Below are 25741 nucleotides of genomic sequence, written 5' to 3'. Positions count from 1 at the left end.
ACACGCAGAGCCTCTTCGTCACTGCGGCGAAACATCGAGGGGTGCCGGTCGAAACGGCGCTGCGCCAATCTCTGGCGCATAACCGGCCCACCCCTCATGACCGCTCATGGCTTCGCCCGCACGGGGCCGTACCAAACGACGAGGAGACGCCGATGGCACCAGCCATCACGCTTGCCGCAGACGCTCCCACGCTGTCTGCCGCCAACACCGGGTTCATGCTCATCTGTTCCGCCCTGGTGCTGATCATGACTCCCGGACTCGCCTTCTTCTACGGAGGCATGGTCCGGGTCAAGAGCACCCTGAACATGTTGATGATGAGCTTCATCAGCATGGGGATCGTCACCATCCTGTGGGTGCTCTACGGCTTCTCGCTCGCCTTCGGCACCGACTCGGGCAGCATCATCGGCTGGTCCTCGGACTACGTGGGCCTCAGCGGAATCGGCATCACGCAGCTCTGGGACGGCTACACCATCCCGATCTACGTCTTCGCCGTCTTCCAGCTGATGTTCGCGATCATCACGCCCGCCCTGATCAGCGGTGCCGTCGCGGACCGTGTGAAGTTCACGGGCTGGGCGCTGTTCGTCGCCCTGTGGGCCACGGTCGTCTACTTCCCGGTCGCGCACTGGGTCTGGGGCGCCGGCGGCTGGGCCTTCGAGCTCGGCGTCATCGACTTCGCCGGTGGTACGGCGGTCCACATCAACGCGGGTGCCGCGGCGCTCGGTGTGATCCTCGTGATCGGCAAGCGCGTCGGCTTCAAGAGGGACCCGATGCGCCCGCACAGCCTGCCGCTGGTCATGCTCGGCGCCGGTCTGCTGTGGTTCGGCTGGTTCGGATTCAACGCCGGCTCCTGGCTCGGCAACGACGACGGCGTCGGCGCGCTGATGTTCATCAACACGCAGATCGCCACCGCCGCGGCCATGCTGGCCTGGCTCGCGTACGAGAAGATCCGCCACGGCGCGTTCACCACGCTGGGTGCCGCCTCCGGCGCGGTCGCCGGTCTGGTCGCCATCACCCCGTCGGGTGGTGCGATCTCCCCGCTCGGCGCGATCGCCGTCGGCGCCATCGCGGGCATCCTCTGCGCCATGGCCGTCGGCCTCAAGTACAAGTTCGGCTACGACGACTCGCTCGACGTCGTCGGAGTCCACCTCGTCGGCGGTGTCGCCGGCTCCCTGCTGATCGGCTTCTTCGCCACCGGCGGCGGCCAGTCCGACGTCGCGGGCCTCTTCTACGGCGGCGGCCTCGACCAGTTCTGGAAGCAGTGTGCCGGTGTCTTCGCGGTCCTGGCCTACTCCCTCGTGGCCTCCGCGGTGCTCGCCTTCCTGATCGACAAGACGATCGGGATGCGCGTCTCCGAGGACGACGAGATCGCGGGCATCGACCAGGCGGAGCACGCCGAAACCGCATACGACTTCAGCGGTGGCGGCGGCGGCGCGTCCTTCAGTGCCGCAGCCTCCCCGGCCCAGGGCACCCCGGCCAAGAAGGTGGACGCATGAAGCTCATCACCGCCGTCGTGAAGCCCCACCGGCTCGACGAGATCAAGGAGGCCCTCCAGGCCTTCGGCGTTCACGGTCTGACGGTCACCGAGGCGAGCGGCTACGGTCGTCAGCGGGGTCACACCGAGGTCTACCGCGGTGCCGAGTACACCGTCGACCTCGTCCCCAAGATCCGCATCGAGGTGCTGGTCGAGGACGACGACGCCGAGCAGCTGCTCGACGTCATCGTGAAGGCGGCCCGCACCGGCAAGATCGGCGACGGCAAGGTCTGGTCCGTCCCGGTCGACACGGCGGTCCGGGTCCGGACCGGCGAGCGCGGACCCGACGCGCTGTAGGCAGAACAAGAACAGGAGCCACTGGGTGACGAGCACGGACGTGCGTACGGATGCAGAGGACTCGGGACCCAGCGGCTATGCGGCGGCCCGGCTGCGCCTCCTCCAGGAGGGGGCGCGGTCCGGGCCGCCGCGCCGTGCGGCCCTCGCCGAACTGACCGACGACTGGCTGTCCGGTCTGTTCGACGCGGGCGCCGACAAGCTGCGCGGCATCTCGCTCGTCGCCGTCGGCGGCTACGGCCGCGGCGAGCTCTCCCCGCGCAGCGACCTCGACCTGCTGCTCCTGCACGACGGCAGCGCCGATCCCGGCGCGGTGGCCTCCCTGGCCGACCGCATCTGGTATCCGATCTGGGACCTCGGCCTCGACCTCGACCACTCCGTCCGTACGCCCGCCGAGGCACGCAAGACCGCGGGCGAGGACCTCAAGGTCCAGCTCGGGCTGCTGGACGCCCGGCACCTCGCCGGCGACCTCGGCCTCACCGCAGGACTGCGCACGGCCGTCCTCGCCGACTGGCGCAACCAGGCGCCGAAACGTCTCCCCGAACTCCAGGAGCTGTGCGCCGAGCGCGCCGAGCGCCAGGGCGAGTTGCAGTTCCTCCTCGAACCCGACCTCAAGGAGGCCCGCGGCGGCCTGCGCGACGCCACCGCGCTGCGCGCCGTCGCCGCCTCCTGGCTCGCCGACGCCCCGCGCGAGGGCCTCTCCGACGCCCGCAGGCGCCTTCTCGACGTCCGTGACGCCCTGCACCTCGCCACCGGCCGTGCCACCGACCGCCTCTCCCTCCAGGAGCAGGACCAGGTCGCCGCCGAACTCGGCCTGCTCGACGCCGACACACTCCTGCGCCAGGTGTACGAGGCCGCCCGCGTCGTCTCGTACGCCAGTGATGTCACCTGGCGCGAGGTGGGGCGCGTGCTGCGATCGCGCGCCGTACGACCCCGGCTGCGCGCCATGCTGGGCGGCGGCAAACCGACCGCCGAGCGCTCACCGCTGGCCGAGGGCGTCGTCGAGCAGGACGGCGAGGTCGTCCTCGCCCGCGCCGCCCGCCCCGACCGCGACCCCGTACTGCCGCTGCGCGCCGCCGCCGCGGCCGCCCAGGCGGGTCTGCCGCTCTCCCTGCACGCGGTCCGCCGCATGGCCGCAGGGGTCCGCCCGCTGCCCACGCCCTGGCCCGCCGAGGCCCGAGAGCAGCTCGTCACGCTGCTCGGCTCGGGCCCTTCGACCATCGAGGTCTGGGAGGCCCTGGAGGCGGAGGGCCTGATCACCCGGCTGCTGCCCGACTGGGAGCGCGTCCGCTGCCGCCCGCAGCGCAACGCCGTCCACATCTGGACCGTCGACCGCCATCTGATCGAGACGGCCGTCCGCGCCGCGGAGTTCACCCGCCGCGTCCACCGCCCCGACCTGCTGCTGGTCTCCGCCCTGCTGCACGACATCGGCAAGGGCTGGCCCGGCGACCACTCCGTGGCCGGCGAGATCATCGCGCGGGACGTGGCCGCCCGGATCGGCTTCGACCGCTCGGACGTGGCCGTGCTCGCCACGCTCGTACGCCATCACCTGCTGCTCGTCGAGACGGCGACCCGGCGCGACCTGGAGGACCCGGCCACCGTGCGCTCGGTCGCCGAGGCGGTCGGCTCGCAGGGCACGCTGGAACTGCTGCACGCGCTGACCGAGGCGGACGCGCTGGCCACCGGGCCCGCCGCCTGGTCCTCGTGGCGCGCCTCCCTCGTCGCCGACCTGGTCAAGCGGGTCTCCGCCGTGCTCGCCGGGGACACCCCCGAGGAGCCCGAGGCCGCGGCGCCCACCGCCGAGCAGGAGCGGCTCGCCATCGAGGCGTTCCGCACCGGCGGTCCCGTACTCGCGCTGCGCGCCCAGACCGAGCCGCCCACCGAGGAGCCGTCCGGCGACCCGGAGCCCCTCGGTGTGGAACTGCTCATCGCGGTACCGGACCAGGAAGGCGTCCTGCCGGCCGTCGCGGGCGTCCTCGCCATGCACCGGCTCACCGTGCGGACGGCGGAGCTGCGTGCGCTGGACCTGCCCGACGGCGTTCCCGGGTCCGTCCTGCTCCTCGACTGGCGGGTCGCCGCCGAGTACGGCTCGCTGCCGCAGGCCGCCCGCCTGCGCGCCGATCTCGTACGCGCTCTCGACGGGTCCCTCGACATCGCCGGACGCCTCGCCGAGCGGGACGCCGCGTATCCGCGCCGGCGGGGGATCGTGGCACCGCCTGCCCGGGTGTCCGTGGCCTCCGCGGCCTCCCGGCTCGCCACCGTCATCGAGGTGCGTGCCCATGACGCGCCTGGGCTGCTGCACCGGATCGGGCGGGCGCTGGAGGAGGCGCACGTGCGGGTCCGCAGCGCGCACGTGTCCACGCTGGGGGCGAACGCGGTGGACGCCTTTTATGTGACGGGGCCCGACGGGTCGCCGTTGCCCGGGGAGCAGGCGGCTTCGGTTGCCCGGGCGCTGGAGGACACGTTGCGGGAGTGAGTGTTCCGTTGGCGGGTTGTTCGACGGCTGCGGGCCGGCCGTGGCTGGTCGCGCAGTTCCCCGCGCCCCTATCGGGACCCCGAGGGCGGAAGCCTGTGACGGGGTGGAGACCCTTCCTGGCGCGGGCAGATACCCTGGAGGGCGGACCTGCCCCCCTGCCCCCTACTTGAGGATTCGCGACCGCCGTGTTCGACACTCTCTCCGATCGCCTCGCAGCGACATTCAAGAACCTTCGCGGCAAGGGGCGCCTGTCCGAGGCGGACATCGACGCCACCGCGCGCGAGATCCGCATCGCCCTGCTGGAAGCGGATGTCGCGCTGCCGGTCGTGCGGGCCTTCATCAAGCAGGTCAAGGAGAGGGCCCTCGGGGCCGAGGTGTCGCAGGCACTGAACCCCGCCCAGCAGGTCATCAAGATCGTCAACGAGGAGCTCGTCGGCATCCTCGGCGGCGAGACCCGCCGGCTGCGCTTCGCCAAGCAGCCGCCGACCGTGATCATGCTCGCGGGTCTGCAGGGTGCCGGTAAGACCACGCTCGCCGGAAAGCTCGGCAAGTGGCTCCAGGGCCAGGGCCACGCCCCGCTGCTGGTCGCCTGCGACCTCCAGCGTCCGAACGCCGTGACCCAGCTGAGCGTCGTCGCCGAGCGGGCCGGGGTCGGCGTCTACGCCCCCCAGCCGGGCAACGGCGTCGGTGACCCGGTCCAGGTCGCCAAGGACTCCATCGAGTACGCGAAGCAGAAGCAGCACGACGTCGTCATCGTCGACACCGCCGGCCGCCTCGGTATCGACCAGGAGCTGATGCAGCAGGCCGCGGACATCCGCGACGCGGTCTCGCCCGACGAGATCCTCTTCGTCGTCGACGCGATGGTCGGTCAGGACGCGGTCAACACCGCCGAGGCCTTCCGTGACGGCGTCGGCTTCGACGGCGTGGTCCTCTCCAAGCTCGACGGCGACGCCCGTGGTGGTGCCGCGCTCTCCATCGCGCACGTCACCGGCCGCCAGGTCATGTTCGCCTCCAACGGCGAGAAGCTGGACGACTTCGACGCGTTCCACCCGGACCGCATGGCGTCCCGCATCCTCGGCATGGGCGACATGCTCACGCTGATCGAGAAGGCCGAGCAGACCTTCTCGCAGCAAGAGGCCGAGCAGATGGCCGAGAAGCTGGCCTCCAAGAAGGGCCAGGACTTCACGCTCGACGACTTCCTGGCCCAGATGGAGCAGGTCAGGAAGATGGGATCCATCTCCAAGCTGCTCGGCATGCTCCCTGGCATGGGCCAGATCAAGGACCAGATCAACAACCTCGACGAGCGTGACGTCGACCGCACGGCCGCCATCATCAAGTCGATGACCCCGGGCGAGCGCCAGGAACCGACGATCATCAACGGCTCGCGCCGTGCCCGTATCGCCAAGGGTTCCGGTGTCGAGGTCAGCGCGGTCAAGGGACTGGTCGAGCGGTTCTTCGAGGCCCGCAAGATGATGTCCCGTATGGCCCAGGGCGGCGGCATGCCGGGAATGCCCGGGATGCCGGGCACGGGTGGTGGCGCCGGCCGCGCGAAGAAGCAGCCCAAGAAGGCCAAGGGCAAGCAGCGCTCCGGCAACCCGATGAAGCGCAAGCAGCAGGAGGAAGAGGCCGCAGCGCGCCGCGAGGCCGCGGGCCAGGCGGGCGGAGCCTTCGGTCTGCCTGGCGGCCAGCAGCCGCAGGACTTCGAGCTGCCGGACGAGTTCAAGAAGTTCATGGGCTGACGAATTTTCGGTACGAGGCTGGGGGCACCCTTCTTTGGAAGGGTGCCCCCAGCCTTCGTATGTGCGGGTGCGGGTGCGGGTGCCGGCCTTCCGAGCGCATGCTGGTGCGGCTTTCATGTCGTAACGTCCGCATATGAGCAACCCTGTGCCGCCGCGCAAGGCCCCCGACCGGCCGTGGCGTTCCGAGGGCACTCCGGACGAGGAGCCGCCGAAGCCGTCGCCCGGTGGTGGGAGGCGGATGCGCGGCGGCTGGTGGGGCCTGGCCCTCACCGCCCTGCTCGTCTTCCTCATCGCCTACCTCGGGCTGTCCTTCTTCAACGAGGGCGACGAGCCGACGATCTCGTACACGGAGTTCAGCAAGCAGGTCGACGACGGCAACGTCACCAAGATCTACTCCAAGGGCGACGCGATCCAGGGTCAGCTCAAGAAGGCGCAGGACAAACCCGGGGACGACGGGAAGTACACCAAGTTCAAGACCCAGCGCCCGGTCTTCGCGGACGACGAGCTCTGGGAACAGCTGGACAAGCACGACGTCACCGTGACGGCCGTGCCGGTGGTCCAGCAGCGCAGCCTCCTGGCGAACCTGCTGATCTCGCTGGCGCCGATGCTGCTGCTGGTCGTCCTGTGGATCTTCATCGCCCGGCGTATGCGCGGGGGACTCGGCGGCGCGGGCGGCATGCTCGGCCGCAAGGCGCCGCCCAAGCCGGTCGAACTGCAGCCCGGCGCCGAGCGCACGACGTTCGCGGACGTGGCCGGTATCGACGAGGTCGAGGGCGAGCTCAACGACGTGGTCGACTTTCTGAAGAACCCGGACGCCTACCGCAGGATGGGCGCGAAGATGCCGCGCGGGGTGCTGCTCGCGGGTGCGCCCGGTACCGGCAAGACGCTGCTCGCGCGGGCGGTCGCGGGAGAGGCGGGCGTGCCGTTCTTCTCGGCCTCCGCGTCGGAGTTCATCGAGATGATCGTGGGCGTGGGCGCCTCGCGCGTACGGGAGCTGTTCGCGGAGGCCCGCAAGGTGGCTCCGTCGATCATCTTCATCGACGAGATCGACACCATCGGGCGGGCCCGGGCCGGCGGTTCCGGCATGGGCGGCCACGACGAGCGCGAGCAGACGCTGAACCAGATCCTCACCGAGATGGACGGCTTCTCCGGCTCCGAGGGCGTGATCGTCGTCGCGGCGACCAACCGGGCCGACGTCCTGGACCCCGCGCTGACCCGGCCCGGCCGCTTCGACCGGGTCGTCAACGTCTCGCCTCCCGACCGCGCCGGCCGCGAGGCGATCCTGGAGATCCACACCCGGGAGATCCCGCTCGCGCCGGACGTCGACCTCGGCCAGATCGCCCGTACGACCCCGGGCATGACCGGTGCGGAGCTGGCCAACCTGGCGAACGAGGGGGCGCTGCTTGCGGTGAAGCGCAAGCAGTCCCAGGTCACCCGGAGCGACCTCTCCGAGGCGCTGGAGAAGGTGCAGCTGGGTGCGGAACGGCCGCTGGTCATGCCCGAGGAGGAACGCAGGCGCACCGCCTACCACGAGAGCGGGCACGCGCTCCTCGGCATGCTGCAGCCGGGCGCCGACCCCGTCCGCAAGGTCACCATCGTGCCGCGCGGGCGGGCGCTGGGTGTCACGCTCTCCACCCCTGACGCCGATCGGTACGCGTACACGGAGGAGTACCTGCGCGGGCGGATCATCGGGGCCCTGGGCGGCATGGCGGCGGAACACGTCGTCTTCGACGTGGTCACGACCGGCGCCGAGAACGACCTGGAGCAGGTCACCAACATCGCCCGTGGCATGGTCGCGCGCTGGGGCATGAGCGAACGCGTCGGCCGCCTCTCCGCGCTTCCGGGCGATGCCCAGCAGGCATACGGGCTCTCCGCCGCGCCGGAGACCCTCGACACGATCGAGCACGAGATGCGGCGGATCGTGGACGAGTGCTACGAGGAAGCGTGCGGCAAGCTGCGCGCCCACCGCGCCCAACTCGACGCCCTCGCGGCGGCGCTGCTGGAGAACGAGAGCTTGGATGAGGCGGACGCGTACCGGGTGGCCGGGGTGACCCGTCTGACGAAGGACGACTGAGGGGCTTCCTTCGCCCCCGCTGCCCCTTCCCTTCCCGTCCCTGGGGGCTGCCGCCCCCCAGACCCCCGTATCGGCCTGAACGGCCTCGTCCTCAAACGCCGGACGGGCTACTGGCCAGCCTCTCCGGCGTTTGAGGAGCGGGGGTTCGGGGGCTGGCCCCCGATTAGTGACGGGAATGGGTAGGGGCGGCGGGGCGAGGAAAGTCCCTGTCAGGGCGTACGCGCGATCAGGTAGCGGAAGATGTTCGGCATCCACACCGTGCCGTCCCGGCGTTGATGCGGATGCAGAGCCTCGCGGAGCTCCTTGTCGACCTGGGCCTGATCCGTGGCGGCGACGGCAGCGTCGAACAGCCCCGTTGAGAGCAACCCCCGCACCGCGTTGTCCACATCGGCGTACCCGAAGGGACAGGCAACCCGCCCCGACCCGTCGGGCCGAAGCCCGGCACGCTGAGCGACCTCCTCCAGATCGTCCCGAAGGGCGGGCCGCCAACTCCCGGCGCCCCGCAGCGGATCCGCCAGCTTGGTGGCGACCCGAAGCACCGAGGCCGTCGCACACCGCTCCGGCGGCCCCCACCCCGCGATCACCACAGGAACCCCCCGCCCCACAAGCGGACGCGCCCCCGCCAGCAACTCACCCAGCCCTTCGGAGTCCCCGGCCACACACCCGACCGGCTCGAAGGCGGTCACCAGGTTGTACGCGGCCGTCCCCGAGTCACCCGCGTCGGACGCGAGGTCCGCCGGCTCCCCGTCGACCAGCCGAGTACGGGCACGCGCACGCGTGCCCCACGCCTCGGGCAGTAACCGCTCCCGCGCGAGCGCCAGCCGCTCCGGCGCGCAGGCATCGACACCGGTGACTCCGGCACCTCGGGAGGCCGCCATGAGCAGCGCGAGACCGGATCCGCAGCCGAGCCCCAACAACCGGGTGGCAGAGCCCACTTCGAGCCGCTGGTACACGGCCTCGTAGAGCGGGACGAGCATCCGCTCCTGAATCTCGGCCCAGTCACGCGCGCGTGCCCACGGATCCACCCGGGGCGCAGCCCCCGTGTGAGGTAGGTGATGCCGCACGAGCGTAGGTGTCATCGAAAGCGCCCCAATCCGCCGAGAGTTGCTTCTTGTGCCCCGTTTCTCCGCCCCCGTGCAGTGCGCGCGCACTCCCCCCGTATGCCAGGAAACTCCGCGCTCGTCGTGGCGTCCAGGGGTTACGGAGCCCGGTTTGTGTGCCACCGGCGCGCGCCGTAAAAATTCACATACCGGCAACATGTGCCCGTACCATCGCGCCATGGCAAAGGCACCTGTTCTTACGCCTCGGGCGGACGACTTCCCACGCTGGTACCAGGATCTGATCAGCAAGGCCGAACTGGCCGACAACGGTCCGGTGCGCGGCACGATGGTCATCCGGCCGTACGGCTACGGGCTGTGGGAGCGGATGCAGCAGGAGATGGACGCCCGGATCAAGGAGGCGGGTGCCCAGAACGCGTACTTCCCGCTGTTCATCCCGCAGTCGTACCTGACGAAGGAGGCGGAGCACGTCGAGGGCTTCGCGCCCGAGCTCGCCGTCGTCACGCACGCCGGGGGCAAGGAGCTGGACGAGCCGGTCGTCGTCCGCCCCACCTCCGAGACGATCGTCAACGACTACTTCTCCAAGTGGGTGCAGAGCTACCGCGACCTCCCGCTGCTGATCAACCAGTGGGCGAACGTGGTCCGTTGGGAGATGCGCCCGCGCGTGTTCCTCCGTACGACGGAATTCCTGTGGCAGGAGGGACACACGGCCCACGCCACGTACGAGGATGCCCGGGACTACGCCGCGCACATCCACGAGAAGGTGTACGCCGACTTCATGGTGAACGTCCTGGGCATCGACGTGGTGCTGGGGCGGAAGACGCCGGGCGAGCGGTTCGCGGGGGCCGTCAACACCCTCACGCTCGAAGCGATGATGGGTGACGGCAAGGCCCTGCAGATGGGCACCAGCCATGAGTTGGGCCAGAACTTCGCCAAGGCCTTCAACACCCGGTACCTGTCCAAGGACGGCCGGGAGGAGTTCGTCTGGCAGACCTCCTGGGGGTCCTCGACCCGCATGGTGGGTGGCCTGATCATGTCGCACGGTGATGACAGTGGGTTGCGGGTGCCACCGCGCCTCGCCCCCGTACAGGCCGTGGTCCTCGCGATCAAGGGCGACGATGCGGTTCTGGCCAAGGTCCACGAGATCGGCGACCGGCTGAAGGCGGCGGGCGTACGCGTCCAGGTCGACGACCGCACGGACACCCCGTTCGGCCGCCGCGCCGTCGACTGGGAACTCAAGGGCGTGCCCGTGCGTATCGAGGTCGGTCCCCGTGACCTGGAGAACGGCACCGCGATGCTGGCCCGCCGAATCCCCGGCGGCAAGGAGCCGGTGGCGATCGACTCCCTCGTACGGCTGCTGCCCGCCGTCCTCGAAGAGGACCAGGCCCTGCTGCTGACGCAGTCGCGCGAGCGGCGGGAGTCCCGGACGTCCGAGGTGTCGACGATGGGGGAGGCCGTCGAGGCCGCCGTCGCCGGCGGCTGGGCGCGCATCCCCTGGGCCGTCCTCGGCGAAGAGGGCGAGGCCGAGCTCGCGGCGCACGCGGTGACCGTACGCTGTCTGGTCGCGGAAGACGGGTCGGTGCCCGGGAGTGACGACGCACCCGGTAACGTCGCCGTTGTGGCCCGCGCCTACTGAGCCCCGGCATTCCGCCGCGAGAAGGACCGAAACGCCTCTTGCGCATCTGATGACCGCAGGTGCCCCGGCGGGCGGACACCGTCTACAGGCCGGGGCGTACGAGTCACTACGTACCGGCTAGGTGTGAACTGTGAGGCTTCTCCGCAGATCAGCGCACCCGCCCTCGTCAGGACGCATCAGCGGCAACTGACGGGTACGTGCAAATTATTTGGGATGCCCCGGAATAGGAACACAGAGGCACCCCGGCTCGTTGTCATTACGTGAGCACGACACCACCTGTTCTCGCCGCAGAGCTGGCAGGGGCGTGGGCCGACATTCAGCGGCACCACCCCGAGCTGCCCGATCTTGCCGCGCCAGAGTCCCTGATCGGAGAATCGTCGTCCGCCTGCGGGCACGAGCTCTCCTTCGAACGACTGCTTCACGAAGCAGTCCACGGCATCGCCGCCGCCCGAGGTGTCCGAGACACCTCCCGCGCCGGCAGATACCACAACCGCAGATTCCTCGCGATCGCCGAGGAGCTGGGCCTGGACCACCCCGAGGAGCCGCATCCCAGCAGTGGCTTCTCGCTGGTCACGCTCAACCCCGAGGCGAAGCGGCGTTATCGCCCGACGATCGAGCGACTGCAGCGTGCCCTCAAGGCGCACACGGTCGCGACCGCCGCGGACACGGCCCGCAGCTTCCGGGGCCCGGCCGCCCGGCACGGCTCCTCCGGAGGAGGCGTGCGCGTGAAGGCGGTCTGCGACTGCGGGCGCAACGTCCGCGTCGTCCCGTCGGTCCTCGCCCAGGCACCGATCGTGTGCGGAGGGTGCGGGAAGCCGTTCCGCATCCCGGAGGTGGTCGGCGCGGCAGCGGGCTGAGCGGACAGTCGTAGCGGCGGGCAGTCGTGCCGCCGGGGTGGTGCGGGAGAGCGCAGTGGCATCTCGTGGGTGCCGGGTTGCGCAGCGGCCCACCTCGACGGCGACACCCGCGTGGGGCCCGATCGTGCCGCGAGCCGGTCGTGCCCTGCCCGGTTCAAGGCGCCGGTCAGGGTGTGGCAGAATGGCCAGCTGTACTCGACAGCCGCACAGGACCCCTCTCTCCTCCGGCTGACGCGTCCATCGGGCACTCGGGTACCGCAACCCCACGCGGCAATTCCGTCGTGCCCAACCACGTCAAGACCAGGAGACACCACTCCAGTGGCAGTCAAGATCAAGCTGAAGCGTCTGGGCAAGATCCGTTCGCCTCACTACCGCATCGTCGTCGCCGACTCCCGTACCCGCCGTGACGGCCGGGCCATCGAGGAGATCGGCCTGTACCACCCGGTGCAGAACCCCTCGCGCATCGAGGTCGACTCCGAGCGTGCGCAGTACTGGCTGGGTGTCGGCGCGCAGCCGACCGAGCCCGTTCTCGCCATTCTCAAGCTGACCGGCGACTGGCAGAAGTACAAGGGCGAGCCCGCCCCGGCGCCGCTGCTCGTGGCCGAGCCGAAGGCCGCGCGCCCGTCGTTCGACGCCCTGGGCGGCGACGACGAGGGCAAGGGTGAGGCCATCACCCAGAAGAAGAAGGCTGAGAAGAAGGACGAGGCCACCGCCGAGTCCGCGTCGACCGAGGCCTGAGCATGCTCGAGGAGGCTCTCGAGCACCTCGTGAAGGGCATCGTCGACAACCCGGACGATGTGCAGGTCGCCTCGCGCAACCTGCGTCGCGGACGCGTTCTCGAGGTCCGGGTGCACCCCGACGACCTCGGTAAGGTGATCGGCCGCAACGGCCGCACCGCACGCGCCCTGCGCACCGTCGTGGGCGCCATCGGCGGCCGCGGCGTCCGTGTCGACCTCGTCGACGTGGACCACGTCCGCTGACGTAAAAGCAGCACCGGCTCGGGCCGGGGAGGGCCATTGGGCCGTCCCCGGCCCGTAGTCGTCTACGCGGCAATGCCGTAGCCACACGACAGGAGATCAGGCAAGTGCAGCTGGTAGTCGCGCGGGTGGGCCGCGCCCATGGCATCAAGGGCGAGGTCACCGTCGAGGTACGTACCGACGAGCCGGAGCTGCGGCTCGCGCCCGGCGCCGTCCTGGCCACGGACCCCGCCTCGGCCGGTCCGCTGACCATCGAGACGGGGCGGGTGCACAGCGGCCGCCTCCTGCTGCGCTTCGAGGGCGTACGCGACCGCAACGGCGCCGAGGCGCTGCGCAACACCCTGCTGATCGCCGAGGTCGACCCGGACGACAAGCCCGAGGACCCGGACGAGTACTACGACCACCAGCTCATGGACCTGGACGTCGTCCTGAAGGACGGCACCGAGGTCGGACGGATCACCGAGATCTCGCACCTGCCCTCGCAGGACCTCTTCGTGGTCGAGCGGGCCGACGGGACCGAGGTGCTGATCCCGTTCGTCGAGGAGATCGTCGTCGACATCGACCTGGAGACGCAGCGGGCGGTCATCGACCCGCCGCCCGGACTGATCGACGACCGGGCGGAGATCGCCTCCTCCAGGGACGCCGAAGACGCCTCCGCGGGAGACGAGGCGTAATGCGGCTCGACGTCCTCACGATCTTCCCCGAGTACCTGGAACCCCTGAACGTCTCGCTCGTCGGCAAGGCACGCGCGCGTGGACAGCTGAATGTGCACGTGCATGATCTTCGGCAGTGGACGTACGACCGGCACAACACGGTCGACGACACCCCGTACGGCGGCGGCCCCGGCATGGTCATGAAGACCGACCCCTGGGGCGACGCGCTGGACTCCGTCCTCGCGGACGGCTACGAGACGGGCTCCCACGGGCCGGTCATGGTCGTCCCCACACCGAGCGGACGTCCGTTCAACCAGGAGCTCGCCGTCGAGCTCTCGCAGCGACCCTGGCTGGTCTTCACACCTGCCCGCTACGAGGGCATCGACCGGCGCGTCATCGACGAGTACGCGACCCGCATGCCCGTATACGAGGTGTCCATCGGCGACTACGTGCTGGCCGGCGGCGAGGCGGCCGTCCTCGTCGTCACCGAGGCCGTGGCCCGGCTGCTGCCCGGTGTCCTCGGCAACGCGGAGTCGCACCGGGACGACTCCTTCGCGCCGGGAGCCATGGCCAACCTCCTGGAGGGGCCCGTCTACACGAAGCCGCCCCAGTGGCGCGACCGCGGGATCCCGGACGTGCTGCTCAGCGGCCACCACGGGAAGATCGCCCGCTGGCGGCGGGACGAGGCACTGAAGCGCACGACGGCCAACAGGCCGGACCTCATCGAGCGTTGCGACCCCGCCGCCTTCGACAAGAAGGACCGCGAAATGCTCTCCATCCTCGGCTGGCAGCCCGGCCCCGACGGCCGATTTTGGCGCAGGCCAGAGGCCGTGGAAGAATAGGCGGCTGCTGTACGTCGTCCGGCGTGCGCCCCTGCCACAGGGGGACACGACGCCCGCCCCGACCCGCACGGCCTCCCTTTTGGAAAAACGACTTCCGTTGATGACCTGTGGCATCGGCGAAGAAAGCAGACGATCATGTCTCACCTGCTCGACACAGTCGACGCCGCGTCGCTGCGCAGCGACGTCCCGGCCTTCCGCCCCGGTGACACCGTCAACGTCCACGTCCGCGTCATCGAGGGCAACCGCTCCCGTGTGCAGCAGTTCAAGGGCGTAGTCATCCGTCGCCAGGGCGCCGGTGTCCGTGAGACCTTCACGGTCCGCAAGGTCTCGTTCTCCGTCGGCGTCGAGCGCACCTTCCCGGTGCACACCCCGATCGTCGAGAAGATCGAGCTCGTCACCCGCGGTGACGTGCGTCGCGCCAAGCTGTACTACCTCCGTGACCTGCGCGGCAAGGCCGCGAAGATCAAGGAGAAGCGCGACAACTGAGCACTCGCGACGGGCTCCGAATGAGGGCCGGATAGCATCTGGCCCCGATGGACGCCGAAGCACAGCACACGGAGCGCGACCGCTCCTCCCACCCCGCCGGATCCGAGGAGATCTCGGACACAGAGGGGACGGAGGAACGGTCGCGTTTCGCGTTGGTGGCCCGGGCCGCCGACCGGCTGCCCGGTGGCCGGATCACCCTGACCGTGCTGTTCTGTCTCTTTTTTCTGCTCCTGCTCAGCCGCTTCGTAATCCAGCCGTTCCAGATTCCCAGTGGCTCGATGGAGCCCGGATTGAGGATCGGGGACCGCGTTCTCGTAAATAAGTTGGCGTACCGTTTCGGTGCTGAGCCGAGGCGCGGTGACGTCGTCGTGTTCGACGGCACCGGTTACTTCGGCGACGCCGACTACATCAAGCGTGTCGTCGGCGTGGGGGGAGACCATGTGGTCTGCTGCGACAGGCAGGGGAGGATCGAGGTGAACGGCCGGTCGGTCGACGAGTCGACGTTTCTGTTCCCGGGCGACAAGCCGTCAGAGGTGTCCTTCGACGTCGCAGTGCCCGACGGCGCTCTGTTCGTCCTCGGCGACCACCGCGGTGACTCCAGCGACTCCCGCGACCACCTGGGCTCCCCGGGCGGCGGCATGATCCCCGTCGACGACGTGATCGGCAGAGCCGACTGGATCGCCTGGCCCCTCGGCCACTGGACCCGCCTGGGGCGTGCCGACGACTACGCGCGCGTGCCCGCCGCCGCGGGACGCGGCGCCCCGGCGGCGAGCGGGCCGAGCACCGCGGACGGTGTCCATGGGTAACCGCGGCAAGCCCCGCAGCGCCCGCAGCGCCGCCGAGGACCTCCTGCCCACCGGTAGCCGACGTACCGGCGGCCCCGTCCTGCCCGGCCGGGCCGAGCGGCGCAAGCTCGCCCGCAGGGTCAAGCGGCGCAGACAGCGCTCGGCCATCAAGGAGATACCCCTTCTGATAGGGGTCGCCCTGCTCATTGCGCTCGTCCTGAAGACGTTCCTCGTCCAGGCCTTCGTGATCCCGTCGGGCTCCATGGAGCAGACGATCCGGATCGGTGACCGCGTCCTCGTCGACAAGCTCACGCCGTGGTTCGGCTCGAAGCCCGAGCGCGGCGACGTCGTCGTGTTCAAGGACCCCGGCGGATGGCTGGAGGACGAACAGCCGGTGGCGAAGGCGGACGACCCCATCGTCGTCAAGCAGGTCAAGGAGGTGCTGACCTTCATCGGCCTGCTGCCCTCCGACAACGAACGGGACTTGATCAAGCGGGTCGTCGCGGTCGGCGGCGACACCGTCAAGTGCTGTGACACCCAGGGCCGCGTGACCGTCAACGGCATGCCGCTCAACGAGCCCTACATCAACCCCGGCGACAAACCCTCGTCACTCAACTTCGAGGTGAAGGTGCCCGAGGGGCGCCTGTGGGTCATGGGCGACCACCGCTCCAACTCCGCCGACTCCCGCTATCACCGCACCGAGAAGTACAACGGCACCATCTCCGAGGACGTCGTGGGCCGCGCCATGGTCATCGCCTGGCCCATCGGTCACTGGAGCCGGCTCAACGAGCCGGAAACGTATGCCTCCGTGCCCGACGCGCCCGGTGGGGCGGGCGTTGTGCTCGGCGCGTCGCATAGGGTGGCCACCGCGGATCGATACGGATTGATCCCGCTCCCGACCCCTGCGGAACTCCCGCTCGTTATGGGAGTGGTGGGCCTGCGTCGCATCCGTCGCAGGCGGCGGCACGGAGTGAGGAGTGGATGTGGGGGATTTGGCGGTCGGCGCACGGTCCGGACACGAGGGCCCCGAGGAGCGACCGGAACGACCCGGAGATTCGGTCCCCCCGGCCGCAGAGGACGACGTGACCGCCGGAGGTGACAACGGAGACGACTCCGGTGGCGACGGAGGCAGGGACGAGCGGGACGGCGACGGAGCCGCCCCGCAGCCGAAGAAACCGCGGTCCTTCTGGAAAGAACTCCCGCTGCTCATCGGTATCGCGCTGGTTCTCGCGCTGCTGATCAAGACCTTCCTGGTGCAGGCGTTCTCGATCCCCTCGGACTCGATGCAGAACACCCTCCAGCAGGGTGACCGCGTCCTGGTCGACAAGTTGACCCCGTGGTTCGGCTCGGAGCCCGAGCGCGGCGAGGTGGTCGTCTTCCACGACCCCGCCAAGTGGCTGGCGGGAGAGCCGACCCCGAACCCGAACGCGATCCAGAAGGGCCTCAGTTGGATCGGCCTGATGCCGTCCGCCGAGGAGAAGGACCTCATCAAGCGCGTCATCGGCGTCGGCGGCGACACCGTCGAGTGCAAGGGCACCGGCCCGCTGAAGGTCAACGGCAAGGCGCTGAACGAGACTTCCTACGTGTACCCGGGGAACACGCCGTGCACCGTGGACGACCTCGGCGGCCAGTTCAAGGTGAAGGTACCCGAAGGCAAAATCTGGGTCATGGGTGACCACCGGCAGAACTCGCTGGACTCCCGTTACCACCAGCAGGACAAGCACAAGGGCTTCGTGCCCGTGGACAACGTCGTGGGCCGCGCCATCGTCGTCGCCTGGCCGCCCACCCGCTGGTCCACGCTGCCGGTGCCGGACACCTTCGACCAGAACCTCAGCGCCGCCGCTCCGGGCGTGCTCGGGCTCGCGGGCGCGGTACCGCTGGTGCTGTGGCGCAGGCGCCGTTCCACCGTCGGGAACACCAGGGTTTCTGGGCCGGGTACCGCCGGGTAGGGTGCCGTCCCAGATCGCCGATCTTCCGCGGCCCGCACCTGGGCCGCGGGGTCGATTCTCCGAGTTGGGGGAGCACTGGGATGAGCGGGACAAGTCGTACGGACGAGGGCCACGGACGGCTCGGCAGCAAGCTGTCGGGACTCGCCATGGCCCTCGGCTGTGTGCTCTTCCTCGGCGGTTTCGCCTGGGGCGCGATCGTCTACCAGCCCTACACCGTGCCGACCGACTCGATGTCGCCGACCATCACGGCAGGCGACCGGGTGCTCGCCGAGCGGATCGACGGCTCCGAGGTCGAGCGCGGTGACGTCGTCGTCTTCAAGCAGGCCAGCTGGGGCAACATGCCCATGGTCAAGCGTGTCGTCGCCGTGGGCGGGGACACGGTCGCCTGCTGCACGCAGGACAAGCTGACCGTCAACGGCAAGAAGGTCGACGAACCGTATCTCCCCAAGGGCAGCGCGGCCGAGGCGACCACGATCCCGTCCATCAAGGTCCCCGAGGGCAGGCTCTTCCTGCTCGGCGACGAGCGCAGCGGCTCCCTCGACTCCACCGCCCACCTCACGGAGGCGGGCAGCGGCACGGTGCCACGCAGCGCGGTGGACGCCCGCGTCGACGCCGTGGCCTGGCCCATGAACGGCATGCTGGCCCGGCCCACCAACTTCGAGCCCTTCGGCGCCATCTCCGAGCCGGGGCCCCTGCGCCTGGTCCTCACGGCGATCGTGGTGGGCGCGGTACTCGTCCTCGGCGGAGGGGCCTACGGTCCGATCGCCAAGCGGGCGGAGCGCCGGCGCAGCCGCACGGGGACGACGGAGCAGGCCCTTGCGGGCTGAGGCGCCGCAGGGAGCGGGCGAGCCGTCGGCCGCCGAGTCCGCAAACGAGGGTGGCCAGCCGGTTCCCCGGTCCGGAAGCACGGGCGAGCGGCCGGTCCCCGGGCCCGGCGAACTCGGGGAGCTGCGGAAGGTCGCCCGGGTGGTGCTGCTGGACCCGCAGGACCGCATCCTGCTGCTCCACGGCCACGAACCCGAGGATCCGTCGGACAACTGGTGGTTCACACCGGGCGGCGGCGTCGAGGGCGACGAGACGCGGGAAGAGGCGGCCCGAAGGGAACTCGCGGAGGAGACCGGCATCACCGAGGTCGAGCTGGGCCCGGTGCTGTGGCGGCGGACCTGTTCGTTCCCGTTCGCGGGGCGCCGCTGGGACCAGGACGAGTGGTACTACCTGGCCCGGACGGCGGATACGCGAGAAGTGGTGCCCGAGGCCGCGGGACTGACCGAGCTGGAACGGCGCAGTGTCGCCGGAGCGCGCTGGTGGACGTGCCAGGAACTTAACCAGGCACATGAGACGGTGTATCCGACCAGACTCGCCGAGCTGCTGCGCAGGCTGCTCGACGACGGGCCCCCGGCCGGTCCCGAGACCCTCGACACGGAAATCGTCTAGGGGCTCGCGGGGCTGGCGCACAATAGGGGGACGCACGGCTGAAGGGGAACATGCCATGAGCGCCGAGGACCTCGAGAAGTACGAGACCGAGATGGAGCTGAAGCTCTACCGGGAGTACCGCGATGTCGTCGGTCTGTTCAAATACGTGATCGAGACCGAACGGCGCTTCTACCTCACCAACGACTACGAGATGCAGGTGCACTCGGTCCAGGGTGAGGTGTTTTTCGAGGTGTCCATGGCGGATGCCTGGGTGTGGGACATGTACCGGCCCGCTCGGTTCGTGAAGCAAGTGCGCGTCCTTACATTCAAGGACGTGAACATCGAGGAGCTCAACAAGAGCGATCTCGAACTGCCGAGCAGCTGAGGGATCACGGTCGCCGACCGGCCGGAGGTGGGGACGGCCGCTCGTGTGGGTGACTGAGTTGTCCACAACCGAGTGGCCGTCCACCAAGATCCAATAGCGGGCCGCGGCGGGCTCAGTGTGGGTGCCGGAGGTGGTGCCCACATGAAGACGTCCAAGGCACGCAACGCACTGGGAAAGTACGGCGAGGATCTGGCCGCGCGGTGGCTGACCGAGTCGGGAATGAAGGTCCTGCAGCGCAACTGGCGCTCGGGCCGGGCCGGCGAGATCGACATCGTGGCCCGTGACGGCGACGCGCTGGTCGTCTGCGAGGTCAAGACCCGCCGCACGGGAACCTTCGAGCACCCGATGGCCGCCGTCACCCCCGTCAAGGCGCAGCGGCTGCGCGGCCTCGCCGAGCGCTGGCTGCAAGAACACGGAGGAGCCCCACCGGGCGGCGTCCGTATCGACGTCGTCGGCGTCCTGCTGCCCGACCGCGGCGCCCCCGTCGTGGAGCACGTGCGGGGGGTGGCCTGATGGGATTCGCGCGTACGTGCTCGGTGGCCCTCGTCGGTGTGGAGGGCGTCGTCGTCGAGGTCCAGGCCGACCTGGAGCCCGGGGTCGCGGCCTTCACCCTGGTCGGCCTGCCCGACAAGAGCCTGACGGAGAGCAAGGACCGGGTGCGGGCGGCCGTGGTCAACTCCGGCGGCGAGTGGCCGCAGAAGAAGCTCACGGTGGGCCTCAGCCCGGCCTCGGTCCCCAAGAGCGGCAGCGGATTCGATCTCGCTATCGCATGTGCGGCTCTGGGGGCCTCCGAGCGCATCGACCCACGGGTGCTCTCCGACATCGTGATGATCGGCGAGCTGGGCCTGGACGGGCGGGTCCGGCCCGTCCGGGGTGTGCTGCCGGCCGTGCTGGCCGCGGCGGACGCGGGATACGAGCAGGTGGTGGTGCCGGAATGCGCGGCCGCCGAGGCCTCGCTGGTGCCCGGGGTCTCCGTGCTCGGCGTCCGCAGCCTCCGGCAACTGATCGCCGTCCTCACGGACGAACCGGTGCCCGACGAGGAGCCCGACGACCAGGGCCGCCCGGATCCGCTGCTCGCGGGCCTGCGCATGCCGGGGACGGGCGCGGCCACAGGCATGCACGGCATGGGCGCCATGCAGCACGACCACGGACACGACCTCGCCGACGTCGTCGGCCAGCACTCGGCACGGACCGCGGTCGAGGTCGCCGCGGCCGGCGGACACCACCTGTTCCTGGAAGGCCCACCGGGGGCGGGCAAGACGATGCTCGCCGAGCGACTGCCCGCCATCCTGCCGAGGCTCAGCCGCGGCGAGTCCCTGGAGGTCACAGCCGTCCACTCGGTCGCCGGCCTGCTGCCACCGGGAAAACCCCTGGTCGACGTCGCTCCCTACTGCGCACCGCACCACTCGGCGACCATGCAGGCGCTCGTCGGAGGTGGCCAGGGAGTCGCACGGCCGGGCGCGGTGTCCCTCTCCCACCGGGGAGTGCTCTTCCTCGACGAGACACCCGAGTTCAGCAGCCATGCCCTCGACGCCCTGCGCCAGCCCTTGGAATCGGGGCATGTGGTGATCGCGCGCAGCGCCGGAGTCGTGCGCTTCCCCGCCCGGTTCCTCATGGTGCTCGCGGCGAACCCCTGTCCGTGTGGTCGCTTCTCGCAGCGGGACAGCCTGTGCGAGTGCCCGTCCTCCGCGATCCGCCGCTACCAGGCACGGCTCTCCGGACCGCTGCTCGACCGGGTCGATCTGAGGGTCGAGGTGGACCGCGTCACCCGTTCCCAACTCACGGAGCGGGGCGCGCGGGGCGAATCCACCGAGACGGTCGCCGACCGGGTGCGGGCTGCCAGGGAGCGGGCCGCGGCGCGGCTGACGGACACTCCCTGGCGGACCAACAGCGAAGTGCCGGGGCGGGAGCTGCGCAGCCGTTGGTACGCCTCCCCGGGAGCCATGGACGACGCCGAGCGCAGTCTGGAGCGCGGTGTGCTCACCGCGCGCGGTCTCGACCGTGTCCTGCGCGTCGCCTGGACCGTCGCGGACCTCGTGGGGCACGACCGGCCCGACGTGACGGACGTCGCCCTCGCCCTGCAACTGCGCACCGGGGTCCCTCGGGGGGTGCCAATGGCGATCGGAGCGCTGTCATGACCGGGGACAGCAGGGGCAGAGAGGATGACAAGGACAGCAGGGACAGCAGGGAGGACGCGCGACTCCACCGGGCCTTCCTCGCGCGCGTCGTCGAACCGGGGGACGAGGTCTGCGGGCGGTGGCTCCGCGAGTTCGGCGCGGCGGAGGTGGTCGGGCGGCTCACCGGAGGCGGTCAGCAGCTGCCGGGCGTGACGGACAAGCGATGGGCGGGGCTGAGGGCCCGGGCCGAGCGGGCGGACCCGGAGCGGGACCTCGCCGTGGCACGGGACACCGGGACGCGGTTCGTGTGCCCGGGGGACGCCGAATGGCCCGCGCAGCTGGACGACCTCGGGGACGCGCGGCCCACCGGTCTCTGGGTGCGAGGGCGGCCCAGCCTGCGGATATGGGCGCTGCGCTCGGTCGCGGTCGTGGGCGCACGGGCCTGCACCGAGTACGGCGCGCACATGGCGTCCGTACTCGGCGCGGGGCTCGCCGAGCGGGGGTGGGTCGTGGTGTCCGGGGGCGCCTACGGGGTGGACGGCGCGACACACCGCGGTGCGCTCGGCGCGGGCGGGGCCACCGTCGCCGTCCTCGCCTGCGGGGTCGACCGGCCCTACCCGCGCGGGCACACACAACTGATCACCCGCATCGCCGAACAGGGACTGGTCGTGGGTGAGTTGCCACCCGGTGACCATCCGACTCCGAGCAGGTGTGTTAACTGCACCTGCTCTGGCTCGTTAGACGGGGTGATGTACCCCTTCCAAGGAGCTCAACGTGTCCGACGATCCATACCGAGAACTGATCGAGGGACGGGTATCCGTCCCTCGAATCGGCTCGGTCGTACAGCTCCGTACTGTGCATCCGCCGTACGGCATGCTCGATGCCACCGGAGAGCCGTTCAAGCCCGTGATGACCTACCTCCGGCAGCTCTCGCTTGATGACAACAGGCCGCTGACCTGCCGGAGTTACGCCTACGACTTGCTCCGCTGGTTCCGCATCCTGTGGCTGCTCGGCCTCTCCTGGGAGAAGGCCACCGAGGCCGAGGTCACCGCGATGGTGGGCTGGCTCCGCGTAATCCCGAACCCACAGCGCCGCCGCAGCAACCCGAAGGCTCCTCGGCCCGGGTCCGTGAACGTCCGGACCGGCAAGCCCTACCTCAAGGCGGGGTACTCGCCCAGGACGATCAACCATGCCCTGACGGTGGTCAGCAGCTTCTACAACTTCTATCGCCTCACCAACCGTGGCCCGCTGATCAACCCGGTCCCCGAGTCCCTGGCCCGCCGCCGAGCTCTCGCCCACCACAACCCCATGGAAGCGCCGGCGAAGTTCCGCCGCACACGCCTGCGCCAGAGGGTTCCCAAGACGGACCCGCGAGCCATTCCCGACGCGATGTGGGACGAGTTCTTCGAGGCCATGACCCATGACCGCGACCGTGCTGCCGTCCTGCTCTATGTCTCCAGCGGCGCCCGCGCCGGTGAACTGCTCGGGGTCACCCCGGGTGACATCAACTGGCCCAAGCAGATCTTCTACGTCATTTCCAAGGGGACGGACGAGAAGGAACCCGTGCCGGCCAGCCCGCAGGCCCTGGTGGTGCTCGCCGCCTACATCGATCAGACCGGCCTGCCACCCGCGGACCAGCCGGTGTTCCGCACCCGCCGCGGCCCGGACAAGCCGCTGACCTACTGGGCGATGCGCCGCGTCGTTCAGCGCGTCAACGACAGACTCCGCACCAACTGGACCCTGCACGACCTACGGCACACCGCTGCCCAGCGGATGGCCAACGATCCCGCCCTCACCCTCGCCCAGGTCCGGGCCATCATGCGCCACTCCGACCTGGCCACTACGGGCCTCTACCTGCACCAACGCGTCGAGGATCTCTTCGACGCCCTCCAGGAGCACTACAACCGGCCCCGTGTTGAGCGGAGTTACGCACCCGGCTACGACCCCGAGGACGTGAAGGCGGTATTCGGTGCCTAGTCAGGAGCTCACCTTCGGCAGCTACACCGTCCGCAACCGGCGCACGAACTACCGCGACCGTGACGCCGAACTGCCGGAGCCTCGTGGCACCCGGTTCTCCAGCGCACAGGTCAAGGCGGCCCCGGCGCCGCGGCCGGAGAACCCGCCGGCCCCGTTCGGCGACTTGTCGCGGTCCTCCATCGAGGACCTCTGCTACCTGGCGACCTCCACCTTGAAGGGGCGGACCAGCTCCTTGGCAGAGAAGCGCCGACGAGGGCTCCGGCTGTTGCTCGGGCACCTGGAGACACTGCCGGGGGAGACCTGGCAGGAACGGTGGGAGGCAAGCGGGTTCAACGAGGAGAACGCGCAGTCGGTCAACATCCTTGGCCGACCGGAGAGCCGCTTCGACGGCTCCGACCTCATCTCCGCGGCGAAGTGGGCCTTCGGCACCCGGCTGATCCAGCCCTCGTTATCCGGGTTTCGGGCCAACAAGTTTCTAGACTTCGCCGAGCCCTTCCGCAAGCTCCAGAATGACCCTCATCTGGACGCCTTCTTCGCCGCGGTCGACGCGACCGAGCACTTCAACAACAACCATCGGCTCCGCGCGAGGTTCGATCTGACCTGCGCGTTGACCGTTCAGGGCATCGACCTGGAACACCTGACGCCGGCCGCACTGCTGCACTACTCGCTCGAGTGCCGCCGCCTGAGACTCACGCACGGCGCCAGCACCCACAACAAGGAGACCCGCTTCGCGGCTCGCGGAGCTTGGGAAGTCCTGCACGCGATGGGGCACTTTCCCGACGGGACACCGCCGACCTTGCGGACGTTCATCTACAACGGTCAGTACACGATCGAGGAGATGGTCGACCGCTACGGGATCAAGCACCAGGGCATCCGCCAGCTACTGATCGACTATCTCGTCCGGCGACGGGCTGACACCGACTACATCACCACCGAAGGCCTCGCCCGCCATCTGGCCAGCCATTTCTGGGCCAAGATCGAAGAACTCAACCCCGATCAGCAGGACCTCGTACTCAGCACGGATCTCTACGACCAGTGGCGAGCCGACCTCCAGTTCTGGGGGAAGGAGAAGAACAGGGTCCGCAAGGACGTCGCTTCCATCCTCTTGGCGATCCGCGGCTTCTACGTCGACCTGCACAGCTGGGCCATCGAGGAACCGGAACGATGGGCGCAATGGGTGGCCCCCTGCCCCATCCAGCCCAAGGACCTCAAGGGCTTCGGCAAACGCCGCCGCGAGATCAACCGGCGCATGGCCGAACGGACCCGGGTCCGCCAGCCCCTTCTGCCGATCCTCGTCCAGCACGTCGAGGCACGGCACGAGCACCTGGCATCCCTACTGGAAGCCGGGGCCGACGTTCCGCTCGGCGGCGAGTTCACCCTCAACGGACTCCACTACCGTCGCACCGACTCCCGTCAGGACCGGCGCCTGCTGAACCTTGGTATCGAGCTGCCCCTCCGGGTCTTCGCCCCCTCCGGCGACATGATCAACGTGACCATGGCCGAGGACTCTGCCTTCTGGGAGTGGGCCGCAGTCGAGATCTTGCGGCACAGTGGCATCCGGGTCGAGGAGCTCGTTGAACTCACCCACCTCAGCATCCGGCAATACCAGCGGCCGAACGGCGAGGTGATCGCCCTCTTGGTGATCGCTCCATCCAAGAGTGAACGTGAGCGGGTCATCCCGATGTCCGCCGAGCTGTTCCACACGGTCGCCCAGGTCGTGCGCCGCCACACCCGCAACAGCCGCACGGTTCCCTTGCTCACCCGCTACGACGGACACGAAAAGACCTGGTCAGAGCCCATGCCGTTCCTCTTTCAACGGCAGATCGGGACCAGTCGCGGCGTCATGTCACCCACCACTGTCCTCAACATGCTCGGCCGCACCTGCGAGGAGATCGCCAAGACCAGCAAGACCTTCGCCGCGAAGTTCACCCCGCACGACTTCCGCCGGCTGTTCGCCACCGACATCGTCAATGGCGGCCTGCCCATCCACATCGGAGCCGCTCTACTTGGCCACCTGAATCTGCAAACCACACAGGGTTACGTCGCGGTCTTCGCCGAGGACATCGTCAGCCACTACCAGAAGTTCCTCAACCACCGCCGATCTCTGCGGCCCGAGACCGAGTACGCAGACGTCACCGCCGACGAGTGGACTGAATTTGAAGAGCACTTCGACAAGCGGAAGGTCGAGTTGGGGAACTGCGCTCGTCCCTACGGATCGCCCTGCCAGCATGAGCACGCTTGCATCCGATGCCCGATGCTCCAGGTCAATCCCAAGATGCTGCCCAGGCTGGCCGAGTTGGAGAAGGACCTCCTCCTGCGACGCAAGCGCGCGGAACAAGAGGACTGGCTCGGAGAGATCGAAGGCATCGACATGACCCTGACCTTCCTTCGCACCAAGCAAGCGGACGCGGCACGGCTCACACGCCGAGCGCCAGTCGATATCGGGCTGCCGCGACCTCGACCAGAACAGCCCTAGCTGCCCGATCATCACC

General features: G+C 69.7%; 23 protein-coding genes and 1 pseudogene. 23 read left to right on the top strand and 1 reads right to left on the bottom strand.

Features of this window, described 5'->3' with window-relative positions; translation table 11 throughout:
- The first annotated feature begins 152 nt into the window (after nucleotides 1-152).
- The 5 genes from OG718_RS18250 to ftsH all read left to right on the top strand — a co-directional run bounded on the left by OG718_RS18250 (nucleotide 153) and on the right by ftsH (nucleotide 8114).
- Complete coding sequence (locus tag OG718_RS18250; RefSeq protein WP_143640659.1) at nucleotides 153-1493, top strand: ammonium transporter; 1341 nt, start codon at nucleotides 153-155, stop codon at nucleotides 1491-1493.
- Entirely contained in the window at nucleotides 1490-1828 is a 339-nt protein-coding gene (locus OG718_RS18245) for a P-II family nitrogen regulator (protein ID WP_143640660.1), read from the top strand. Before OG718_RS18250 ends, OG718_RS18245 begins: the two co-directional genes overlap by 4 nt.
- Nucleotides 1829-1853: 25 nt before the next feature.
- Nucleotides 1854-4301, top strand: a complete 2448-nt coding sequence (locus tag OG718_RS18240) for a [protein-PII] uridylyltransferase (RefSeq protein ID WP_143640661.1) — start codon at nucleotides 1854-1856, stop codon at nucleotides 4299-4301.
- A gap of 185 nt (nucleotides 4302-4486) precedes the next feature.
- Entirely contained in the window at nucleotides 4487-6040 is a 1554-nt protein-coding gene (gene ffh / locus OG718_RS18235; RefSeq protein ID WP_306937665.1) for a signal recognition particle protein, read from the top strand.
- A 133-nt stretch (nucleotides 6041-6173) separates the two neighbouring features.
- Nucleotides 6174-8114, top strand: a complete 1941-nt coding sequence (gene ftsH, locus OG718_RS18230) for an ATP-dependent zinc metalloprotease FtsH (RefSeq protein WP_306937663.1) — start codon at nucleotides 6174-6176, stop codon at nucleotides 8112-8114.
- Nucleotides 8115-8323: 209 nt separating this feature from the next.
- Here ftsH and OG718_RS18225 read toward each other — a convergent pair whose 3' ends face one another.
- Complete coding sequence (locus tag OG718_RS18225; RefSeq protein ID WP_143640664.1) at nucleotides 8324-9193, bottom strand: SAM-dependent methyltransferase; 870 nt, start codon at nucleotides 9191-9193, stop codon at nucleotides 8324-8326.
- Between the two features lie 199 nt (nucleotides 9194-9392).
- Here OG718_RS18225 and proS point away from each other — a divergent pair, with 199 nt between their 5' ends.
- From proS to OG718_RS18135, 18 genes and pseudogenes are all read left to right on the top strand, one after another.
- Complete coding sequence (proS, locus tag OG718_RS18220) at nucleotides 9393-10808, top strand: proline--tRNA ligase (protein WP_328844607.1); 1416 nt, start codon at nucleotides 9393-9395, stop codon at nucleotides 10806-10808.
- A gap of 260 nt (nucleotides 10809-11068) precedes the next feature.
- Nucleotides 11069-11665 (top strand): hypothetical protein, encoded by a 597-nt coding sequence (locus tag OG718_RS18215; protein ID WP_107021810.1) that lies wholly within the window; start codon nucleotides 11069-11071, stop codon nucleotides 11663-11665.
- A gap of 318 nt (nucleotides 11666-11983) precedes the next feature.
- Nucleotides 11984-12403 carry a 30S ribosomal protein S16 gene (gene rpsP, locus OG718_RS18210; RefSeq protein WP_143640666.1) on the top strand — a complete coding sequence of 140 codons (420 nt, stop codon included), beginning with the start codon at nucleotides 11984-11986 and terminating at the stop codon, nucleotides 12401-12403.
- 2 nt (nucleotides 12404-12405) lie between these two features.
- Nucleotides 12406-12645: an RNA-binding protein gene (locus OG718_RS18205; protein WP_003973401.1), complete on the top strand. Its 240-nt coding sequence runs from the start codon at nucleotides 12406-12408 to the stop codon at nucleotides 12643-12645.
- Between the two features lie 104 nt (nucleotides 12646-12749).
- Nucleotides 12750-13316 (top strand): ribosome maturation factor RimM, encoded by a 567-nt coding sequence (rimM, locus tag OG718_RS18200; protein WP_143640667.1) that lies wholly within the window; start codon nucleotides 12750-12752, stop codon nucleotides 13314-13316.
- Nucleotides 13316-14137 (top strand): tRNA (guanosine(37)-N1)-methyltransferase TrmD, encoded by an 822-nt coding sequence (trmD, locus tag OG718_RS18195; protein ID WP_143640668.1) that lies wholly within the window; start codon nucleotides 13316-13318, stop codon nucleotides 14135-14137. The genes rimM and trmD overlap by 1 nt, the downstream gene beginning before the upstream one ends.
- Nucleotides 14138-14272: 135 nt before the next feature.
- Nucleotides 14273-14623 carry a 50S ribosomal protein L19 gene (gene rplS, locus OG718_RS18190; protein ID WP_062723172.1) on the top strand — a complete coding sequence of 117 codons (351 nt, stop codon included), beginning with the start codon at nucleotides 14273-14275 and terminating at the stop codon, nucleotides 14621-14623.
- Nucleotides 14624-14670: 47 nt separating this feature from the next.
- Entirely contained in the window at nucleotides 14671-15429 is a 759-nt protein-coding gene (gene lepB / locus OG718_RS18185; RefSeq protein WP_143640669.1) for a signal peptidase I, read from the top strand.
- On the top strand, nucleotides 15422-16507 hold the full coding sequence (gene lepB / locus OG718_RS18180) for a signal peptidase I (protein ID WP_143640670.1): 1086 nt from the start codon (nucleotides 15422-15424) through the stop codon (nucleotides 16505-16507). The genes lepB (OG718_RS18185) and lepB (OG718_RS18180) overlap by 8 nt, the downstream gene beginning before the upstream one ends.
- Nucleotides 16392-17357 (top strand): signal peptidase I, encoded by a 966-nt coding sequence (gene lepB, locus OG718_RS18175; protein WP_143640671.1) that lies wholly within the window; start codon nucleotides 16392-16394, stop codon nucleotides 17355-17357. The genes lepB (OG718_RS18180) and lepB (OG718_RS18175) overlap by 116 nt, the downstream gene beginning before the upstream one ends.
- Before the next feature lie 80 nt (nucleotides 17358-17437).
- Nucleotides 17438-18184 (top strand): signal peptidase I, encoded by a 747-nt coding sequence (gene lepB / locus OG718_RS18170; protein ID WP_143640672.1) that lies wholly within the window; start codon nucleotides 17438-17440, stop codon nucleotides 18182-18184.
- A gap of 121 nt (nucleotides 18185-18305) precedes the next feature.
- Nucleotides 18306-18791, top strand: coding sequence for an NUDIX hydrolase (locus tag OG718_RS18165; RefSeq protein WP_143640780.1), 486 nt, complete (start codon nucleotides 18306-18308; stop codon nucleotides 18789-18791).
- Between the two features lie 55 nt (nucleotides 18792-18846).
- On the top strand, nucleotides 18847-19155 hold the full coding sequence (locus OG718_RS18160) for a DUF2469 domain-containing protein (RefSeq protein WP_055510545.1): 309 nt from the start codon (nucleotides 18847-18849) through the stop codon (nucleotides 19153-19155).
- A gap of 141 nt (nucleotides 19156-19296) precedes the next feature.
- Nucleotides 19297-19668, top strand: a complete 372-nt coding sequence (locus OG718_RS18155) for a YraN family protein (protein WP_328844606.1) — start codon at nucleotides 19297-19299, stop codon at nucleotides 19666-19668.
- Nucleotides 19668-21293 carry a YifB family Mg chelatase-like AAA ATPase gene (locus tag OG718_RS18150; RefSeq protein ID WP_328844605.1) on the top strand — a complete coding sequence of 542 codons (1626 nt, stop codon included), beginning with the start codon at nucleotides 19668-19670 and terminating at the stop codon, nucleotides 21291-21293. The genes OG718_RS18155 and OG718_RS18150 overlap by 1 nt, the downstream gene beginning before the upstream one ends.
- Nucleotides 21290-21988: pseudogene (locus OG718_RS18145) on the top strand (DNA-processing protein DprA); the annotation flags it as partial. The gene OG718_RS18150 and the pseudogene OG718_RS18145, both read left to right, overlap by 4 nt.
- A 58-nt stretch (nucleotides 21989-22046) precedes the next feature.
- Entirely contained in the window at nucleotides 22047-23249 is a 1203-nt protein-coding gene (locus OG718_RS18140; protein WP_328844604.1) for a tyrosine-type recombinase/integrase, read from the top strand.
- Nucleotides 23242-25725 carry a tyrosine-type recombinase/integrase gene (locus OG718_RS18135; RefSeq protein ID WP_328844603.1) on the top strand — a complete coding sequence of 828 codons (2484 nt, stop codon included), beginning with the start codon at nucleotides 23242-23244 and terminating at the stop codon, nucleotides 25723-25725. Before OG718_RS18140 ends, OG718_RS18135 begins: the two co-directional genes overlap by 8 nt.
- Nucleotides 25726-25741: the final 16 nt, after the last annotated feature.

Source organism: Streptomyces sp. NBC_00258 (genome assembly GCF_036182465.1).
Taxonomy (GTDB): domain Bacteria; phylum Actinomycetota; class Actinomycetes; order Streptomycetales; family Streptomycetaceae; genus Streptomyces.
Note: the sequence above shows the minus strand (reverse complement) of the source record. Positions and strands in the feature narration are given on the sequence as shown.

Excerpts from the sequence above, each read along its gene's own strand:
- lepB (WP_143640672.1), top strand. The coding sequence starts at position 17,438 with ATGAGCGGGACAAGTCGTACGGACGAGGGCCACGGACGGCTCGGCAGC.
- OG718_RS18155 (WP_328844606.1), top strand. The coding sequence starts at position 19,297 with ATGAAGACGTCCAAGGCACGCAACGCACTGGGAAAGTACGGCGAGGAT.
- ftsH (WP_306937663.1), top strand. The coding sequence starts at position 6,174 with ATGAGCAACCCTGTGCCGCCGCGCAAGGCCCCCGACCGGCCGTGGCGT.
- OG718_RS18205 (WP_003973401.1), top strand. The coding sequence starts at position 12,406 with ATGCTCGAGGAGGCTCTCGAGCACCTCGTGAAGGGCATCGTCGACAAC.
- OG718_RS18225 (WP_143640664.1), bottom strand. The coding sequence starts at position 9,193 with ATGACACCTACGCTCGTGCGGCATCACCTACCTCACACGGGGGCTGCG.
- OG718_RS18160 (WP_055510545.1), top strand. The coding sequence starts at position 18,847 with ATGAGCGCCGAGGACCTCGAGAAGTACGAGACCGAGATGGAGCTGAAG.
- proS (WP_328844607.1), top strand. The coding sequence starts at position 9,393 with ATGGCAAAGGCACCTGTTCTTACGCCTCGGGCGGACGACTTCCCACGC.
- OG718_RS18250 (WP_143640659.1), top strand. The coding sequence starts at position 153 with ATGGCACCAGCCATCACGCTTGCCGCAGACGCTCCCACGCTGTCTGCC.
- lepB (WP_143640670.1), top strand. The coding sequence starts at position 15,422 with ATGGGTAACCGCGGCAAGCCCCGCAGCGCCCGCAGCGCCGCCGAGGAC.
- rplS (WP_062723172.1), top strand. The coding sequence starts at position 14,273 with ATGTCTCACCTGCTCGACACAGTCGACGCCGCGTCGCTGCGCAGCGAC.
- trmD (WP_143640668.1), top strand. The coding sequence starts at position 13,316 with ATGCGGCTCGACGTCCTCACGATCTTCCCCGAGTACCTGGAACCCCTG.
- OG718_RS18150 (WP_328844605.1), top strand. The coding sequence starts at position 19,668 with ATGGGATTCGCGCGTACGTGCTCGGTGGCCCTCGTCGGTGTGGAGGGC.
- OG718_RS18245 (WP_143640660.1), top strand. The coding sequence starts at position 1,490 with ATGAAGCTCATCACCGCCGTCGTGAAGCCCCACCGGCTCGACGAGATC.
- lepB (WP_143640669.1), top strand. The coding sequence starts at position 14,671 with ATGGACGCCGAAGCACAGCACACGGAGCGCGACCGCTCCTCCCACCCC.